Here is a 16,714-nt window from a genome sequence, read left to right on the forward strand (position 1 = left end):
CATGAACAGAAAAAACATCGCCGGCCTGGCCGGCGGCGTGGTGCTGGCCGGTGCCCTGGTGGTGCTGGGGCTGGTGATTCACGCCAACTCCACCCAACGCTCGGGCGTGGCGGACGACAAGGTGCGCCTGGCCGACTGGCGTTCCAGCGATGCGGCGCTGGTCCAGCGCGGTGAGTACGTGATGCGTGGCGCCGACTGTGCGGCCTGCCATACGGCCCATGCCGGTGACTTCGCCGGGGGCTATACCATCGGCACGCCGTTCGGGCAGATCGTGTCGTCCAACATCACGCCTGATCGGGACACCGGTATCGGTCAATACACCGAGCGGGACTTCTTCAACGCCGTGCGCCATGGCCAGGGTCGTCATGGCCTGCTGTACCCGGCCATGCCGTATACCGACTACACGCGGATGGAAGACCAGGACCTGCACGCGCTGTGGGCCTACTTCAGCACCCTCACCCCGCGCCGCAACACGGTGGATGAACTGGCCGGGCTGCGTTTCCCGTTCAACCAGCGGCTGCTGATGGCCGGCTGGAACTGGCTGTTCTTCGACAACCGACCCTTGGTGCCGGACCCGGCCCACGATGCCACCTGGAACCGTGGCCGCTATCTGGTCGAAGGCGCCGGTCACTGCGCTGCCTGCCACAGCCCGCGAAATGCCCTGGGCGGCGCGATCACTTCGGCGCACCTGCAGGGCGGGGCGGTGGGCACCTGGTTTGCACCGAACATCACCAACGATGCGCACCAGGGCCTGGGCGATGCCAGCGTCGAGCAGATTGTCGACTACCTCAAGACCGGCTCGGACGGTGTTGCGGTAGCCAGCGGCCCGATGGCCGAAGCCATCGAAAACTCGACCCAGCACCTGACCGATGCCGATCTGACCGCCATCGCCACCTACCTCAAGTCGCTGCCCGGCAAGCCCGTGGCACCGGCTCCGGCCCTGGCGGCCAGCGATACGCGGATGAAGGCCGGCGCCGGCCTGTATGAGGTGCACTGCTCGGCCTGCCATGCACCGGCCGGAGAGGGTGTACCGCACATGATCACCGGTTTCGCCGGCAACAAGGCGGTTCTCGCCGACAATGTCGATACCCTGACCAGTGTGGTGCTGGGCGGCTCCCATGCCGTACACACCCACACCAACGTCACCGGGGCCGGCATGCCGGCGTTCGACTGGAAGCTCGGCGACGGCGAGATTGCCGACATCCTCACCTACCTGCGCAACAGCTGGGGCAACTCGGCCACGGCCGTTGACGCCAAAACTGTCGGCGCCATGCGCAAGCAACTGGAGCTGCGCGAGCCACTGCGCGCTAGCGCGAACTGATCGGCAACATCTCGGTAACGGGCTGCCAGGACTGCCTGGCGGCCCGTGTCTATCTCACGTTTCAGCACCTTGAATTCAACGAACATGCCCAAGTACGGACACTTCATCGCGCACCCTTGCGCACTTCCCCTGGCCTTTGCCCTGAGCCTGGGCGCTGGCTATGCCAACGCCGCCGACGCCTTCGATCCCGACTCGCCGTGGATGCTCGGCGACTGGGGCGGTACCCGTAGCGACCTGGTCAAGCGCGGTATCGATTTCGACCTCGAATACGTCGGCGAAATCGGTACCAACCTCGGCGGCGGCTACAACCACGACCGCACCGCTCGCTACAGCGACCAGTATTCCCTGGGCGCCCACTTGGACCTGCAGAAGCTGCTCGGCTGGCCGGACGCCGAGTTCCAGCTCAGCATCGCCGACCGCAATGGCGACAATATCTCCAACGATCGGGTCGGCGATCCACGGGTCGGTACGCTCAGTTCCTCCCAGGAGGTCTGGGGGCGTGGCTCCCACTGGCGCATGACCCAGGCCTGGTACCAGCAGAAGTTCCTCGACCGGCGCTTGGATATCAAGCTGGGCCGTTTCGGCGAGGGCGAGGACTTCAACAGCTTTGCCTGTGACTTCCAGAACCTGACCTTCTGCGGTTCTCAGGCCGGTAACTGGGGCGCCATCTGGTACAACTGGCCGGTGCAGCAGTGGGGGCTGCGGGTCAAGTACCATCTGGCTCCAGAGCTCTATGCCCAGGTCGGTGCCTTTGAGCAGAACCCGTCGAATACCGAGCCGGGCAATGGCTTCAAGCTCAGCGGCAGTGGCACCCAGGGTGCGGTACTGCCGGTGGAGCTGGTCTGGCATCCAACCCTCGCCGGTCTGCCAGGTGAGTACCGTGTCGGTTACTACTACAGCACCGCCAAGGCCCGTGATGTCTACAAGGACCGCAACGGAGAACCCGCGGTACTCAGTGGCGAGGCCTATCGCAGCGCTTCCAGCAAGCACGGCCTGTGGTTCGGCGTGCAGCAGCAGGTCACCGGCAAGGGGGGCGACAGTTCGCGTGGCTTGAGCCTGTTCAGCATGGCCACCCTGCATGACCGCAAGACCAACAAGGTCGACCGCTACGTCTCCGTTGGCGCGGTGTACAAGGGGCTGTTCGATGCACGCCCGCAAGACGACATCGGCCTGGCCGTTTCACAGGTTCACGTCAATCCGGACTACCGGCGCAACAGTGAGGCGCTCAACCGTGCCAGCGGCGTGGACGACTACGACGATCCGAACTACCTGCCGATCCAGGACACTGAATACAACGCCGAGCTGTACTACGGCGTGCATGTCAGCCGCTGGCTGACAGTAAGGCCGAACCTGCAATACGTGCGTCATCCGGGCGGTGTTTCGCACATCGATGATGCCTGGGTGGGTGGATTGAAAATGCAAGCGGCCTTCTGACTTCCCGACTCATGTCAGGGGTTGGAGGCGCTGTCCGGCATCGTCACGGCGCTCGCGAACGAACAACCCGACCGCCAGTGCTCCGGCCACGCCCAGCACCCCGGTCACCACGAACGCCGCGCTGTAGGTGCCGGTCGTCTGGATGATGAAGCCGGTGAGGGTGGGGGCGAACAGCCCGGCGCAGTTGCCCATGCCGTGCATCAGGCCACCGGCGGTGCCGACGTAGCAGCTCGGCACGGTGTCCTGGATCAGTGCCCAGTAGGCCGAGGCGGTGAGCATCAGGAAGCCGATCGCGATGGACATGAAGAACACCACCAAGTGAGTCGACTCCGAGCGGCCACTCATGCCGATGCAGGCCGCGGCGATGGTCAGGCAACTGACCAGCACCACTTTGCGCGAGAACAGTTGGCGCCCGGTCTTCTGGTAGATACGGTCGATCAGGAATCCGCCCGCCGCCATGCCGCAGGCACCGACCAGCCAGGGGAACGCGGTGATCCAGCTCATCTGCTGCAGGCTGACGCCCTTGGTGTCTACCAGATAACTGGGGAACCAGGTCATGAAGAAGTACAGCGTGTAGTTGTAGCAGAACAGCGAGAACCCGGTGCACAGCACCGAAGGGCGTAGCAGTACGCGGAGCAGGCCCGGCCTGTTCGCCGCGTCATCGGCTGTGATGGCGGTGTCACGCCCGGCCTGGATATCGGCCAGCTCATTGGCACTCACCCGCGGGTGCTCGGCGGGGTGGTCGGTGGCGATCAGTTTCCAGGCGAGCGCCCAGACCACGCCGATGGCGCCGACGATCACGAACGACCACTGCCAGCCCAGCGACAGCGCCAGTACGCCGATCACCGGCCCGGCCAAGGCACCGCCGAGGGGACCTCCGGCCTGGTTGATACCGACTGCCCTGGCCCGCTCGCGGATCGGGAACCAGTTGTTGACCACCTTGTTCGCCGTGGTCGGTACCGGGCCTTCGCCAATGCCGAACAGGGCGCGCACGATCAGCAGCGACCAGAAGCTGTAGGCGGTGGCTGTGAGTGCGCACAACCCGGACCAGATGCACATTGCCCAGAGGAACACGCGTTTGGGCCCATAGCGGTCGGCGAGGTAGCCACCGATGAAGTTGAACGCGGCATAGCCGATGAAGAAACCACTGAACACCATGCCCTTTTCACTGGGCGTGAGTTCGAAGCTCTTGGTGATGAAGGGCATGGCCACCGACAGGGCGGCACGATCCATGTAGTTGATGACCATGGCGATGAACAGCAGGGTCACGATGAACCAGCGGTATTGGCTTTTATTCTTGTTCATGAAGGTTCGCCTGTGCAGGCACGCGCAGGCCTTAGAAAGCCTGCGCGTCGGGTTGGGAAGGAGAGGGACCTCAGCGTTTCTGCGCGGCCACGGCTTCGTCGACCATGTCGAACAGGCTGTAGCGCGGCACCCAGCCGAGCAGGGCACGGGCCTTCGCCGCCGTGCTGTGGGGCTGGCCGAGTTCGGCCGGCAGGCTCGCCTCGACGTAGCGTCGGCCGGTGGCCTTGGCCAGGTAGGGGATGAAGGTGTCGAGGCCGACCAGGCTCGGTGGTGCCAGGTTGAAGGTCTCGCCGATGGCCGCCGGCTTGTCGAGCATCAGCAGCAGCGCGTCGACGATGTCGCGCACGTCGGTCAGCTCCTGGGTATGGGCATTGCCGTGGGCATCGCGGGCGAGCAGCAGTGGGTCGTCGTCAGCGGCCAGGGGTTCGAGGATATCCAGCAGGCGTTGCACATCGCTGGCTGCCGAGTTGGCGTTGTGGCTGTTGGCGGCGCGCAGGCTGTCGATGCGCCCCTGCAGGGAGAACGCCGGGCGCGAGTACTCGCCATTCGGGTCGACCACTTCCGTCGCCGCCTCGATATGTGAGAACACTGCGGTGGTGACGTTCAGGTTCGGGTGGGTGCGGGCGAAGAAGTCCAGCAGGTCCTGGCCGAGCAGCTTGGTCATGCCGTAGAAGCTGTAGGGCTCGCGCGGGTGGTTTTCATCGACCGGACGATAGCGGGCGAATCGCGTCGGGTAGACCTGGTCGCTGGAGGCGAAGATCAGTCGTACCGGACGTTCGGTTGACTGTTGCGCGGCGCTGTCGAACACGTTGTAGCTGCCGGTGACGTTGGCCTGCCACAGGCGATCACGATCCTCGCTACGGAACGAGATCAGCGCCGCGAGGTGGAACACCGCCTCGGCACCTTCCATCGCCCGGCGCACGCAGGTGCGATCGGCGAGGTCGCCGGTGATGCATTCGATACCGGCGGCCTGGGCCGCGGCCAGGTTGCGATCGCCCGGCAGGACCACTGTGATGATCGTGTGGCCGCGCGCCATCAGCGCCTTGGCCACCTGGCTGCCCACGCGCCCGCTGGCGCCGGTGATAAATACTTTCATGCTGCATTCCCCTGATTATTTTTGGATGAAGTGGAATGCGTGCAGGGTGTGCAAAAGCGTCGCAGGCAGCAATCGCGTCGGTCCGGTCGAGGCGATTTGCGTCCCGCACTGTGGGAATCGTGGCCGCACGACAGCGCTACACGGCGTGCTACAGGGTGTCGCGCACAGCCTCGGCCAGAGCGTCGTAAAATGCCTCTACCGCCGGTACTGCGGCGGCCCGGAGGCTGGCGTGCACCAGCCCACGACCGATATGCAGGCGTGCGGGCACACCGGCCTGTTGCAGGACCTGCGCGTACTGGCGGCCCTGGTCGAACAACGGATCGTACTCGGCAACGCCGATGAAGGCGGGCGCCAGGCCAGCGGCTTGATCAATCTCCAGCGCCAGGGCGCGAGGGTCGGCCTTGCGCTCGGCATCCGGTACATAACCTTCCAGTGATACCCGCAAGCCCGCGGTGGTCAGCATCGGCGCGTGAGCGTGGACCTGCATGGAGTCCAGTGACTCGTCCGTCGTGAGTACCGGATAGACCAGCCCCTGCAGCAGCGGCTGCGGTAGGCCGAGTTGCCTGAGTGCCACGCACAGGCCGGCGGCGATCGAACCGCCGGCACTGTCGCCCGCGACCAGCAGGCGCTCTCCATCGAGTTGTGGCCAATGCCCACGCCGCAGGGCAGTCCACACACTCAGCGCATCTTCCAGCGGTGCCGGAAACGGGTGCTGCGGCGCCAGCCGATAGTCCACGGCAACGATAGCCACCGGCACCCGTTTGAGCAGCGCAAAGGCAAACCAGTCGTGGGTGGCGTGGCTGCCCATGTTCCAGCCGCCGCCGTGCAGGTAGAGCAGGGTGGGCCAGCCGCTTGCCGGCTCCGGCTGTTCGGGGGTGTAGATGCGCACGGCCAGCCCGTCGATATCATCGTCCTCGACCCGGATGTTCGCCGGCTGCGGTGGGGTGAAATGCCGGCAGGCTTGGGCAAAGGCTTTGCGCCGGGCTGGCAGGCTGTCGTTCTCGGGTACGAAGGTCGCGCTTTGCGCCACGTAGGCGGCGAGGTTGGGATCGAGTGTGTACGTGGTCATGGCAGGGGCTCTGGTGAAAAGTCCTGCACAGCCTAGTGGCGCGCGCTTTCCCGAGGTTTTTTTCCGCCACTGTCGCCAGGGGCGATTCTCGCGATGTGAGACATGCGGCCTGTTGGACGGACGATGACATTTTGTCGCAGCCAGGCTTGCCCCTAGGATCGACCTCCAGTTGCCGGCTCGCCGAGCCCGCCGTCCCCTTCAGCCTGGAGAATAACAATGGCGATCCACCAATACGCCGAAGACTACGACAACAGCGCCAACCGCAAGGTGTCCGTCAGCGATGCAACCCTCGAAAAACTCTCCCGCTGCTCCAGCGGTTCGCTGACCACCCAATTGTTCAAGCGCGGTTTTCGCCAGCCGGCGTTCGTTGGCCTGAAAGCCATGAGCCGCAACGCCAAGCCGTTCGCCGGGCGTGCCTTCACCATGCGCTTCATCCCGGCCCGCGAGGACATCGACACCTACGGCACCATGACCACCCGCCCCAATGGCGACAACCTGCAATGGCAGGGCGTCGAGCAGATCCAGCCCGGCGACGTGCTGGTGATCGACAGCCGCAACGACCCGGCCGCCGCGTCCGCCGGCAACATTCTGGTGACTCGCCTGCTGGCCCGTGGTGCCCGCGCGATCGTCACCGATGGTGCGCTGCGCGACGGCAGTGAGATCGCCGAGATGAGCCTGCCGGCCTATGCCCGCGAGATCACCGCGACCACCCGTATCTCGTACCACCATGTGGCTGATCTGCAAGTGCCGATCGGCTGCGCCGGCATCGCTGTCTACCCGGGCGATGTCATCGTCGGTGACGCCGATGGCCTGACCCTGGTGCCGGCCCACCTGGCCGAGGAACTGGCCGAAGTCTGCCTGGAGCAGGACGACATCGAGAACTACCTGGCCATGCGCATCGCGTCCGGCGAGCCGCTGTGGGGCGTCTACCCGCCGAGCCCGGAAGCCATTGCCGCCTACCAGGATTGGGTCGCTTCCGGTCGTCCGGCTATCCCTTCGATCATCAACAAGTAATTGAGGACCCGGATCATGGCAGAGCATAAGCACGCCCAGACCATCCGTCGTTATTTTGCCGCCTGCAACGAAGGCGACTACGACAAGCTGGTGTCCTGCTTCACCCCCGACGCCGTGCACTACTTTCCGGCCGGCCTGCCGGACGTGCCGTGGCGTACCGCTGACACCATCGCTCGCAAGTGGGTCTGGTGCGTCGAGAACCTCGGCTCGCAGTGGACCATCGACAAAATCCTGGTCAGCCACGACAGCGACGAGGCCGTGATCGAGTGGACCCACTGGAAAAGCAAGCTGGGCACCGCCCTGCGCGGTGACGAGTGGTACATCTTCGACAAGGACAGCGGCCTGATCAGTGAAATCCGTGCGTTCTACGCCTCGCCGGCGGACAAGAACGTCACCATCAACGAATTGGTCGACTTCGACTACGCCGGTCGTGGTTATCACCTTGAGCCGCAGTCGCGTGGAGGCCAGGCATGAGTCAGGACAACGCTCATCAATCAATCGACCAGGCGGTCAGCCTGGCGGTGCAAGCCGCTGCGACCTGGGCCGAGGCCGGCGTCGCCGTGCGTGCCAACCTGCTGCGCGGCCTGGCGGCTGCCCTGGAGGCTCATCAGGCCGACCTGGTGGCGATCGCCGACGAGGAAAGCCATCTCGGCGCCGGGCGCCTGAACGGTGAAGTGGGGCGTACCGCGTTCCAACTGCGCGGTTTCGCCGAACAACTGGAAGCCGGTGCCGCCCATTTAGCGGTGGTGGACGAAGCGGTGGCAGGTGCCCCACCAGTCGGTCGTCCACGTCTGGTACGCGTCTTACGCCCGCTGGGCCCGGTAGCGATGTTCTCGGCGAGCAACTTCCCGTTTGCCTTTTCCGTGCTTGGCGGCGATACCGCGTCGGCACTCGCCGCGGGCTGCCCGGTGGTGGTCAAGGCTCACTCCGGCCATCCACGCCTGTCGCGGGCGGTGTTCGACCTGGCCCGCCAAGTGGTGTTGGCCCAGGGCCTGCCGGAAGGCGTGCTGACCCTGGTCGAAGGCGCCTCCCGTGGCGCCGGTGGCTACCTGGTGCAGCATCCGGGGATCGCCGCCGTGGCCTTCACCGGCTCCTACCAGGGCGGCACCGCGCTGTGGCGCCTGGCCAATGAACGACCACGGCCGATTCCGTTCTTCGGCGAGCTGGGTTCGATCAACCCGCTGGTGGCCCTGCCGGCCGCGCTGGAAGCCGACAGCCAGGGCCTGGCGACGACCCTGGCCGGTTCCATCACCCTGGGCTGCGGCCAGTTCTGCACCAGCCCCGGCGTGATCGTGCTGCTCAAGGGCGAAACCAGCGAGCGTTTCCTCGTGCAACTGGGCGAAGCGCTAGGGCCGGTGCGTACCCATGCGATGCTCACGCCGGCCATGCGCGAAGGTTTCGAGCACGCCAGTTCAGTGGTGGCCCAACACGCCACGACGCTGTTCGAGGGTAGTGCTGCTGCTGGCCCGGCCCAGCGTCTGTATCGCGCCGACGCGGCGGCGTTCATCGCCAACCCGTCGCTGCGCGAGGAAATGTTCGGTCCGGCCGCGCTGGTGGTGGTCGCTGACGATGCAGCCCAGGTCGAGCAGGTGCTGGCGGCCATCGGTGGCACCCTGACCACCACGCTCTGGGGGGCCAACGACGACACCCCGGCCAACCGTTCCCTGGCTCGAACTGCAGGGCAGGTTTCCGGTCGCGTACTGTTCCAGGGCGTGCCAACCGGTGTCGCGGTTTGCGCGGCCCAGCAACATGGCGGTCCATGGCCATCGTCCACCGCGCCGCAGACCACCTCGGTTGGCTACGCGGCACTGGAGCGATTCCTGCGTCCGGTCGCGCTGCAGGATGCGCCGGCCTGGGCTCAGGCATAAGGGGAGGGCGAAGCCATGATGCGTCATCTCGTGATGTTTCGCCGCCTGCCGGATGTTCCCGTTCAGCCCGAGTTCGAGGCTGAGCTGGTCGAACGCATGCGGATTCTTCCGCAACAGATCGACTTCATCCGTGGCTGGCATGTAGCGGCCAACGAGCTGGATCGTCCTATCTGCTGGGACTACCTGCTCGACTCCAGCTTCGATGATGCCGAGGCGGTAGCGCGCTACCTGCCTCATCCGGCACACCAGGCGTTGGTCCAGGACTTGAAGCAGTACTTCGAGTGGGTGGCGGTCGACTACACCGCCTGAACACTCGCCGCAATAACCGTAATAACAACAGACGCGCCCCAACGAGGGCGCGCGGAGACACCGATGAAGAACAAGAAGTCCTTTCGCTGGACCATCCTGGCGATGCTGTTTCTCGCCATGGTGATCAACTACGTCGATCGCGCGGCGCTGTCGATTGCCATGCCGTTCATCACCCAGGACTACCACCTGACCCCAGCCGAGAAGGGCCTGATTTTCAGCAGCTTCTTCTTCGGCTATGCGCTGTTCTGTTTTGTTGGCGGCTACTTTGCCGACCGCTTCGGCCCCAAGCGGGTGCTGACCTGGTCGATGTCGTTCTGGTCGGTGCTGTGCGGCTCCACCGCACTGGCCTTCAACTTCTGGTCGCTGCTGGTCGTCCGTGCGCTGTTTGGCATCGGCGAGGGCCCGGTCAGTACCACCGCGAACAAGGCCATCAACAGCTGGTTCCCGATTGCCGAACGCGCCCGCGCCATCGGTATCGCCCAGGCTGGCGGGCCATTAGGTGGGGCACTGGCGGGGCCGATCGTCGGCTTCCTGGCCATCTGGCTGGGCTGGCGCGTGGCGTTCATCGTGATCTCGGTGGTCGGCATCGTCTGGGCCATCGCCTGGTGGCGTATTGCAACCTCGACGCCACAGGAACACCCTGAAGTGAGCCGCGAGGAACTGGCGCTGATCAACGCCGATCGCGAAGTGCCGGTGCAGGCCGCCAGCGATGTGCCGGCGACGCCGGTGATCGAGGTCATCCGCCAGCGGGCGGTGCTGATCTCGGGGCTGTCGTTGTTCTGCTACAACTACATCCTCTACTTCTTCATGACCTGGTTCCCCAGCTACCTGATCGATGCCAAGGGCGTCGACCTCAAGTCCATGAGCGTGGTCACCGCGCTACCCTGGCTGGTCGGTACCTTCGGTTTCATCGGCGGCGGCCTGCTGATCGACTGGGTGTTCAAACGCACCGGCCGGCGGCTGTTCTCGCGCAAGGTGGTACTGGTCTGCTGCCTGCTGGTCGCCGCCACTTGCGTTGGCCTGACCGGGCAACTGGAGAGCATCACCGGCGCGGTGGCGGTGATGACCGTTGCGGTCGGCTTCCTGATGTTGTCCGCCCCGGCGTACTGGTCGATGATCCAGGACGCCGTGCCGGATCACCAGGTCGGCACCGCCGGCGGTTTCATGCACGGCCTGGCGAATCTGTCCGGTATCGTCGCACCGACCGTCACCGGGCTGATCATCCAGTACACCGGCACCTTTGCCAGCGGCTTCGCCCTGGCCGGCCTGCTGGGGATCATCGGCGCGCTGATCGTGGCGATCTTCGTCACCGAGAAGACCGTGGCCAACCCGGCCCTGATCGCGGCCTGACCATTCAACGGCCGTGCCGGCCCGCCCGGCATGGCTGACTAGGAACGAGGACTTCATTCCATGCAAACCCTGTTGATTACCGGAGCGGCAGGCATCGTCGGTACGGCCCTGCGTCCCTTGTTGCGCAAGCATTACCAACTGCGCCTGCTCGATCGCCGCCCGGTCGGTGACCTGCAGCCGGGCGAGAGCGAAATCGTCGGCGACCTGACCGACCCCGCGCTGGTCGAGCGCGCGGTCGAAGGCGTCTTCGGCATCCTGCACCTGGCCTGCGCCCACGGCACCGATATTGCCTTCCAGGCCACCGTCGAGCCGAACTACCACGCCACGCTGTACCTGCTCGAAGCCGCACAGCGCCATGGCGCCAAGCGCTTCCTGTTCACCAGCAGCCACCACGTGGTCGGCCAGTACCGCACCGACGCCGCCCAGACTTTCGATGACTTGCCCGCCGCACCGGACAGCTACTACGCGATGAGCAAGGTGTTCGGCGAAGCGGCCTGTGCCACCTTCAGCCAGCGCCACGGCCTGGCGACCTTCGTCATCCGTATCGGCAACGCCGACCCGCAGGTGGCCGACGCTCGCCGGTTGCGGATGTGGACCAGCGCCCGCGACCTGGCGCAACTGGTGCGCATCGGCCTGGAACACCCGCAGGTACGCCACGAGGTGGTCTACGGCGTTTCCGAGAGCCCTCATCCACTGTTCCACAACCGCCGCGCCCGCGAGCTGGGCTACCAGCCGCAGGACAATGCCGAGGATCACTTGGCGCCGGGCTACCTGGCCTACGAGGCGATGGACCCGGCTACCTCCGGACGTGACCATGTCGGCGGTGCCTACGCTGGCGCCAGACTGGTCAGCCTGCTGGAAGCACGGCCATGAAAATCGCCAGCATCCAGACGTTCGTCGTCGAGATCCCGTTCCACGACGGTGGCCCGGCCAAGGTCATCACGCCGATGACCTGGCACACCCTGGAGAACGTCCTGGTTCGCGTCGAGGACGAGCAGGGCAACGTCGGCTGGGGCGAGGCCTTCGGCTATTTCGTGGCGGACTCGGTGCGTTCGATGATCGACCGGCTGATCGCGCCGCTGGCCGTCGGCCAGACCATCACCGACATCCCGGCCTGGAACCTCGACGCGCAGTTGCGCCTGCATATTTTCGGTCGTTACGGGGTGACGATGTTCGGCCTCTCCGGGGTCGACATGGCGCTGTGGGATCTGCAGGCCAAGCGTGAAGGGCAACCGCTGCACCGTCTGCTCGGCAACGCCACCCGCGAGGCGATTCCCGCCTATGCGAGCCTGGTGCGCTACGGCGACAACGGCCTTGCGCCGGCAACGTGCGAGCGTGCGCTGCGCGAAGGCTTCAAGCATATCAAGCTGCATGAGAACACCGTCTCGCCAGTGGCCGCCTGCCGCCGGGCAATCGGCCGAGACATTCCGCTGGCGACCGACGTCAACTGCTCCTGGAGTATCGGTGATACCCGCGAGTGGCTGCCGGCCCTGGCGGAACTCGAACTGGCCTGGCTCGAAGAACCGATCTTCCCGCCCGAGGACTTCCCGGCCCTGGCCAGCCTGCGCGGTCACGGCGTGCCGATCTCGGCGGGGGAGAACTGGTGCACTGCGGTGCAGTTCGAGAACGCGGTGCTCCAGGGCGCGGTGGACTCGATCCAGCCCTCGGTGACCAAGGTCGGTGGGATCAGCGAATGCCTGCGCATCGCCGAGTTGGCCAGCCGGCATGACACCCTCGTGCTGCCCCACAGCCCGTACTTCGGTCCGGGGCTGCTGGCGACCCTGCATCTGGCGGCGGTCCAGCCCGACGTGCCACTGGTGGAATTCCACTATGTCGAAACCGACGGCTGGCTGCATGACGTCAAGGGCCTGCTGCAGGACGGCATGATGCAGGTGCCGACCGGCACCGGGCTCGGCCTTGACCTCGACATGGACGTGTTCGAGCAGTTCCGGCGCAGCTAGCCCCCGGAACTCACCTGAAAAACCTGCCCACCGGCGCGCGAGCGTGCGCCGGGCGGGACTCTGCATGCCGCGAATCTGGAGCTGTCGATGAAACGTATAGAGCTGACGAACGCGACCTGGTCCCTTGCGCTGCTGCCCGAATGGGGTGGCCGTGTGGCGCTGTTGCAGGCCGATGGCTTGGACATCATGACGCCGATTCGGGCCGAGGCCTTCGATCCGCTGGCTTGGCCGCGGGGCGGCATCTACCCGTTGCTGCCGTATTCCAACCGCTTGCGCGAGGCCCGGCTCGGCCATGGCGGCGTTACCCATGCCTTGCCCGCGCACCCGGCGGCGCTGCCCCACACCCTGCACGGCGTGGCCCAGACGCTGGCCTGGCAAGTGGTGGAGCAGGGCGCCGAGCATGTCAGCCTGGCCTGCGAATACGACGGTGAACACTGGCCGTGGCCGGTGCGCTTCGAGCAGCGTTTCAGCCTGGTTGGTCAGCAACTGCGCATCGACCTGGGCCTGACCAACCTCGGCCACTCGTCGATGCCCGCCGGGCTCGGCCTGCACCCGTATTTCCAGCGCCATCCGGGCATGCGTGTCGAGCTGAATGTCGGCCGTTCCTGGGCGATCGACGCGGCCTACCTGCCCACCGGTCACTCGCGAGCCCTTGAACAGCCAGTGGTCATCGACGACAGCCTGCAACAGGAACTCGCGCTGTATGGCTCGCAATGGGACGGCGCGCTGCGGGTGGAGTATCCGCAGGGCCGCCTGCTGATGGAGGCCCAGGCGCCGCTGACGCATTTCGTCGCCTTTGCCCCGGTGGACGCCGCCTACCTGTGCCTGGAGCCGGTCTCGCACCTGGCGGACGCCTTCAACAGTCCGCCCGCCGAGTGGCCCGACCAGGGCACGCAAGTGCTCGAGCCGGGACAGCGCCTGGGCAGCACCCTCGTATTCAACTGGCAAGCCCGCTGAATCCGCACCGGCTGCATGGGCCGGTGCTGCAACATCACTCGACCGAAGGAAAATAATAACAATGCAATTCCGTCCGCTTCGCCCCTCGTCCGTCCCCGTTTTCGCGCTGTGCCTCTCCGGCCTGCTGCCGGCCTGTGCCCGGGCGGATTTCCTCGAAGACAGCAAGGCCAACCTGACCCTGCGCAACTTCTATTACAACCACGACCTGCGCGACTCCAGGCCGCCTGCGCAATCGAAGATTGAGGAGTGGGCCCAGGGCTTCATCCTCAAGGCGCAGTCCGGCTATACCGATACGCCAGTGGCCCTTGGCGTGGACCTGTATGCCGGCCTCGGGCTCAAGCTCGACTCCTCCCCGGACCGCAGCGGCAGCGCGTTGCTGCCGGGGGCCTACAACCGGGCCGGTGGTCCGCGCAATGCCGATCCCAGCTCGGAAAACCAGTACTCCGAGGCCACGGCGGCGTTGAAGATGAAAATCTCCAGGACCGAACTGAAGGTCGGCGGGTTGTTCCCGAAAATCCCCCTGGTGTATGCCGGCGACTCGCGGCTGCTGCCGCAGTTCTTCGAGGGGGCGATGCTGGATGTCAACGAACTTGAGCACTTCAGCTTCAGCCTCGGCCAGATGCGCCAGGTCAACTACCGCGAATTCAGCGGTTCGCGCGACATGCAGACCGGCAACTACCTCAACGTCACCAGCGACCGCTTCAACTACCTCGGCGGTACCTGGACGCCAGACCCGAGCCTGTCCCTGGGGATCTGGGGAGGGCGACTGGAAGATGTCTACCAGCAGACGCTGTACACCGGGACCAAGTTCATCGACATCGGGCGCTGGCGGCTCAGCGGCACCCTCAACTACCTCGACAGCGGCGAGAGCGGCCAGGCCCGTGCCGGTGTGCTCGACAGCCGCATGACCTCGGGGCTGCTCAGCGCCGCCTACGGTTTCCAAAAAGTGACGATGGGCTACCAGTTCAACGCCGGTGACAGTGCCTTGCCGTTCCTGCATGACACCGACCTGCCGGGTGTGTCCAACGCCATCCAGGTGCTGCGTTTCGACCGTGCTCGCGAGCGCTCCTGGCAGGCGCGCTACGACATCGACTTCGCCGGTCTTGGCGTGCCGGGGCTGAGTGCCTTCACTCGCTACGTGTATGGCGACAACTTCCAGGTCAACGGCCACGCCGGCAAGGAGTGGGAACGCAACCTCGACGTCAGCTACGTGATCCAGAGCGGGCCACTCAAGGACCTCGCGCTGCGCTGGCGCAACGTCGAGATCCAGGGGGATGCGACCAAGCATCGTGACGAGAACCGGGTGATCCTCAGCTACACCTTCGCCCTCAAGTAACCTCAGGCGGGGCCCCGGGTGATCGCGGCCGGGGCTCCACGGCTGTCCACCGGGGTACTCATGACGGTACCCGACCAGGGCGCGGTCTTCAGCGCCTCGCGGCTGACTGCCTGGCGCGCCGAGGTGATGTACAGTGTGGCCCCGTCGGTGCCACCGAAGCACAGGTCGGTCGGCGAGGCGACGGGTACGCCGACCATGCGTTCGAGGTTGCCGCCACGGTCGAACTTGACGATGCTCCAGCCGCCCGAAAGCGCGGTCCAGACACTGCCGTCGTGATCCACCGCAAGACCGCTGAGCAGTCCCGAACCCTTGGGCAGAGTGGCGAAGCGGCGTACCTGGCCGCCCTGTTCCAGGCGAAACAGCGTGCCCGAGTCGGCGCCCAGGGCAAACAACTGGCTGTGCTGGAAATCCCAGCACAAGGCGCTGATCGCCTCGTTGAACTGCCAGTGACTGGCCAGGGTACCGTCGCGGTGCACTTCGCCGACCTTCCAGTGACCGCTGCCCATCCTGATCGCCGCCCACAGCCGTCCCTCGCGGTCGCTGCACAGGCAGGTCGGGACGCCGAAACCCCACTGGCCACGGGCGCGTATCCGGCCTTCGGTGACGAAGAAATACTCTTCATCGAGGGCGACGAACAACCCGTCGGCGGTCAGCTCCATGCCGAGGATCGGCCGCTCGCAGCGGAACACCTTTTCCGTGCCGTTGGGGCCGTGCCGGTAGACGGCCGGGCCGAGCCGGTCGGTCCAGTACAGGCAGGCCTCGCGTTCGCTCCAGCGCGGTTGGCCGCCGAGAAATGCCCAGCGGTCGCCGAGGGGTTGCAGGGCGTCCGCGCTATCGGCGGTGTGCCGCACGGCCAGCTGGCTGCCGACCCGTTGCGCCGAGGCGGCGACTTCCGGGCCGAGCAGGTCCAGGCGCTTGCGGGTCAGACGATAGGCCGGCCCGGCGATGCTCAGGGCGCCGCGTACCTGTCCTGCCGAATCGACCACCGGGGCGGCAACGCAGCGGATGCCCAGGGCGATCTCCTCGTCGTCGATCGCGTAGCCACGGGTGCGAGTCACCTCCAGTTCAATCAGCAACCGGTCGCGGTCGGTGATGGTCAGCGGGGTGAGCGGCGCCAGTTGCATGTGCTTCATCAATTCGCGGCGTTCGCCCTCGGGCATGGCGCTGAGAATGGCCTTGCCCTGGCCGGTGCAGTGCATGGGCTTGTTCTGGCCCATGGCCGCGGCGGAGCGATGGCTGTGGGCACCGTCGCAACGCTCCAGCGACAGCACCTGGTCACCCTCGCGGATAGCCAGGTAAGTGGTTTCGCCGGTGAGGTCGCGCAGGGCGCGCAGCTCGAAGCTGGCGGCGGCCACCAGGTCTGGCTCCAGCCAGGCGCCGCGGACCATTTCCAGGTAGCGAAAGCCCAGGCGGTAGCGTTTCTGCGTGGCATCGCGGCGGACCATGCCACGTTCGACCAGCAGACCGAGCAGACGGTAGAGCGTTGCGCGCGGCAGGTTGACCTGCGCGCTCAACTGTTGAGGCTCAAGGCCCTCGGAGGAAAGCCCAATGGCTTCGAGCAAGTCGAAAGCCTTTTCAAGCGCTGCGGTACCTTTGGCTCGTTCCATGACAACCTCGTTTTTTTTCAACGAAGTATCATTAAGCGAGAGTGAATTCCATTTATTCGAATTTATTCCGTGGAAAATTCTCATGAT

The 16,714-nt window shown here is 65.6% G+C and carries 15 protein-coding genes; 11 read left to right on the forward strand and 4 right to left on the reverse strand.

Annotation, left to right across the window (positions count from 1 at the left end; all coding sequences use genetic code 11):
- Window position 1 precedes the first annotated feature (1 nt).
- Window positions 2-1,321 (forward strand): c-type cytochrome, encoded by a 1,320-nt coding sequence (locus tag AC6I6U_RS15695; RefSeq protein WP_497882815.1) that lies wholly within the window; start codon window positions 2-4, stop codon window positions 1,319-1,321.
- An 84-nt stretch (window positions 1,322-1,405) separates the two neighbouring features.
- Window positions 1,406-2,755 carry a carbohydrate porin gene (locus tag AC6I6U_RS15700; protein WP_497882816.1) on the forward strand — a complete coding sequence of 450 codons (1,350 nt, stop codon included), beginning with the start codon at window positions 1,406-1,408 and terminating at the stop codon, window positions 2,753-2,755.
- Between the two features lie 9 nt (window positions 2,756-2,764).
- Here AC6I6U_RS15700 and AC6I6U_RS15705 read toward each other — a convergent pair whose 3' ends face one another.
- The 3 genes from AC6I6U_RS15705 to AC6I6U_RS15715 all read right to left on the reverse strand — a co-directional run bounded on the left by AC6I6U_RS15705 (window position 2,765) and on the right by AC6I6U_RS15715 (window position 6,225).
- The gene (locus tag AC6I6U_RS15705) at window positions 2,765-4,060 is read right to left on the reverse strand and encodes an MFS transporter (protein WP_497882817.1); all 1,296 of its coding nucleotides are present in this window, start codon (window positions 4,058-4,060) and stop codon (window positions 2,765-2,767) included.
- Window positions 4,061-4,130: 70 nt separating this feature from the next.
- Window positions 4,131-5,156 carry an NAD-dependent epimerase/dehydratase family protein gene (locus AC6I6U_RS15710; protein WP_497882818.1) on the reverse strand — a complete coding sequence of 342 codons (1,026 nt, stop codon included), beginning with the start codon at window positions 5,154-5,156 and terminating at the stop codon, window positions 4,131-4,133.
- Between the two features lie 148 nt (window positions 5,157-5,304).
- Entirely contained in the window at window positions 5,305-6,225 is a 921-nt protein-coding gene (locus AC6I6U_RS15715) for an alpha/beta hydrolase (protein WP_497882819.1), read from the reverse strand.
- A 216-nt stretch (window positions 6,226-6,441) separates the two neighbouring features.
- On the opposite strand from AC6I6U_RS15715, the gene AC6I6U_RS15720 reads away from it, so the two are divergent.
- The 9 genes from AC6I6U_RS15720 to AC6I6U_RS15760 all read left to right on the forward strand — a co-directional run bounded on the left by AC6I6U_RS15720 (window position 6,442) and on the right by AC6I6U_RS15760 (window position 15,020).
- A complete protein-coding gene (locus tag AC6I6U_RS15720) occupies window positions 6,442-7,239 on the forward strand; it encodes an RraA family protein (RefSeq protein ID WP_497882820.1) in 798 nt (265 codons plus the stop codon).
- Window positions 7,240-7,254: 15 nt separating this feature from the next.
- Complete coding sequence (locus AC6I6U_RS15725; protein WP_497882821.1) at window positions 7,255-7,713, forward strand: nuclear transport factor 2 family protein; 459 nt, start codon at window positions 7,255-7,257, stop codon at window positions 7,711-7,713.
- Window positions 7,710-9,107 carry an aldehyde dehydrogenase (NADP(+)) gene (locus AC6I6U_RS15730; protein ID WP_497882822.1) on the forward strand — a complete coding sequence of 466 codons (1,398 nt, stop codon included), beginning with the start codon at window positions 7,710-7,712 and terminating at the stop codon, window positions 9,105-9,107. Before AC6I6U_RS15725 ends, AC6I6U_RS15730 begins: the two co-directional genes overlap by 4 nt.
- 15 nt (window positions 9,108-9,122) lie before the next feature.
- A complete protein-coding gene (locus AC6I6U_RS15735) occupies window positions 9,123-9,416 on the forward strand; it encodes a Dabb family protein (protein ID WP_497882823.1) in 294 nt (97 codons plus the stop codon).
- 63 nt (window positions 9,417-9,479) lie between these two features.
- Window positions 9,480-10,766, forward strand: a complete 1,287-nt coding sequence (locus tag AC6I6U_RS15740) for an MFS transporter (protein WP_497882824.1) — start codon at window positions 9,480-9,482, stop codon at window positions 10,764-10,766.
- Window positions 10,767-10,826: 60 nt separating this feature from the next.
- Window positions 10,827-11,639, forward strand: a complete 813-nt coding sequence (locus AC6I6U_RS15745) for an NAD-dependent epimerase/dehydratase family protein (protein WP_497882825.1) — start codon at window positions 10,827-10,829, stop codon at window positions 11,637-11,639.
- Window positions 11,636-12,727, forward strand: a complete 1,092-nt coding sequence (locus tag AC6I6U_RS15750; protein WP_497882826.1) for a mandelate racemase/muconate lactonizing enzyme family protein — start codon at window positions 11,636-11,638, stop codon at window positions 12,725-12,727. The genes AC6I6U_RS15745 and AC6I6U_RS15750 overlap by 4 nt, the downstream gene beginning before the upstream one ends.
- Window positions 12,728-12,814: 87 nt before the next feature.
- Window positions 12,815-13,684 carry an aldose epimerase family protein gene (locus AC6I6U_RS15755; RefSeq protein ID WP_497882827.1) on the forward strand — a complete coding sequence of 290 codons (870 nt, stop codon included), beginning with the start codon at window positions 12,815-12,817 and terminating at the stop codon, window positions 13,682-13,684.
- A 61-nt stretch (window positions 13,685-13,745) separates the two neighbouring features.
- Window positions 13,746-15,020 carry an OprD family porin gene (locus AC6I6U_RS15760; RefSeq protein WP_497882828.1) on the forward strand — a complete coding sequence of 425 codons (1,275 nt, stop codon included), beginning with the start codon at window positions 13,746-13,748 and terminating at the stop codon, window positions 15,018-15,020.
- A gap of 2 nt (window positions 15,021-15,022) precedes the next feature.
- Here AC6I6U_RS15760 and AC6I6U_RS15765 read toward each other — a convergent pair whose 3' ends face one another.
- Window positions 15,023-16,627 carry an IclR family transcriptional regulator domain-containing protein gene (locus AC6I6U_RS15765; RefSeq protein ID WP_497882829.1) on the reverse strand — a complete coding sequence of 535 codons (1,605 nt, stop codon included), beginning with the start codon at window positions 16,625-16,627 and terminating at the stop codon, window positions 15,023-15,025.
- Window positions 16,628-16,714 lie beyond the last annotated feature (87 nt).

This window comes from Pseudomonas sp. UTLPPB19802, from assembly GCF_059730225.1.

Coding starts and splice junctions, on each gene's coding strand:
- AC6I6U_RS15695 (WP_497882815.1), top strand. CDS start 2: ATGAACAGAAAAAACATCGCCGGCCTGGCCGGCGGCGTGGTGCTGGCC.
- AC6I6U_RS15700 (WP_497882816.1), top strand. CDS start 1,406: ATGCCCAAGTACGGACACTTCATCGCGCACCCTTGCGCACTTCCCCTG.
- AC6I6U_RS15705 (WP_497882817.1), bottom strand. CDS start 4,060: ATGAACAAGAATAAAAGCCAATACCGCTGGTTCATCGTGACCCTGCTG.
- AC6I6U_RS15710 (WP_497882818.1), bottom strand. CDS start 5,156: ATGAAAGTATTTATCACCGGCGCCAGCGGGCGCGTGGGCAGCCAGGTG.
- AC6I6U_RS15715 (WP_497882819.1), bottom strand. CDS start 6,225: ATGACCACGTACACACTCGATCCCAACCTCGCCGCCTACGTGGCGCAA.
- AC6I6U_RS15720 (WP_497882820.1), top strand. CDS start 6,442: ATGGCGATCCACCAATACGCCGAAGACTACGACAACAGCGCCAACCGC.
- AC6I6U_RS15725 (WP_497882821.1), top strand. CDS start 7,255: ATGGCAGAGCATAAGCACGCCCAGACCATCCGTCGTTATTTTGCCGCC.
- AC6I6U_RS15730 (WP_497882822.1), top strand. CDS start 7,710: ATGAGTCAGGACAACGCTCATCAATCAATCGACCAGGCGGTCAGCCTG.
- AC6I6U_RS15735 (WP_497882823.1), top strand. CDS start 9,123: ATGATGCGTCATCTCGTGATGTTTCGCCGCCTGCCGGATGTTCCCGTT.
- AC6I6U_RS15740 (WP_497882824.1), top strand. CDS start 9,480: ATGAAGAACAAGAAGTCCTTTCGCTGGACCATCCTGGCGATGCTGTTT.
- AC6I6U_RS15745 (WP_497882825.1), top strand. CDS start 10,827: ATGCAAACCCTGTTGATTACCGGAGCGGCAGGCATCGTCGGTACGGCC.
- AC6I6U_RS15750 (WP_497882826.1), top strand. CDS start 11,636: ATGAAAATCGCCAGCATCCAGACGTTCGTCGTCGAGATCCCGTTCCAC.
- AC6I6U_RS15755 (WP_497882827.1), top strand. CDS start 12,815: ATGAAACGTATAGAGCTGACGAACGCGACCTGGTCCCTTGCGCTGCTG.
- AC6I6U_RS15760 (WP_497882828.1), top strand. CDS start 13,746: ATGCAATTCCGTCCGCTTCGCCCCTCGTCCGTCCCCGTTTTCGCGCTG.
- AC6I6U_RS15765 (WP_497882829.1), bottom strand. CDS start 16,627: ATGGAACGAGCCAAAGGTACCGCAGCGCTTGAAAAGGCTTTCGACTTG.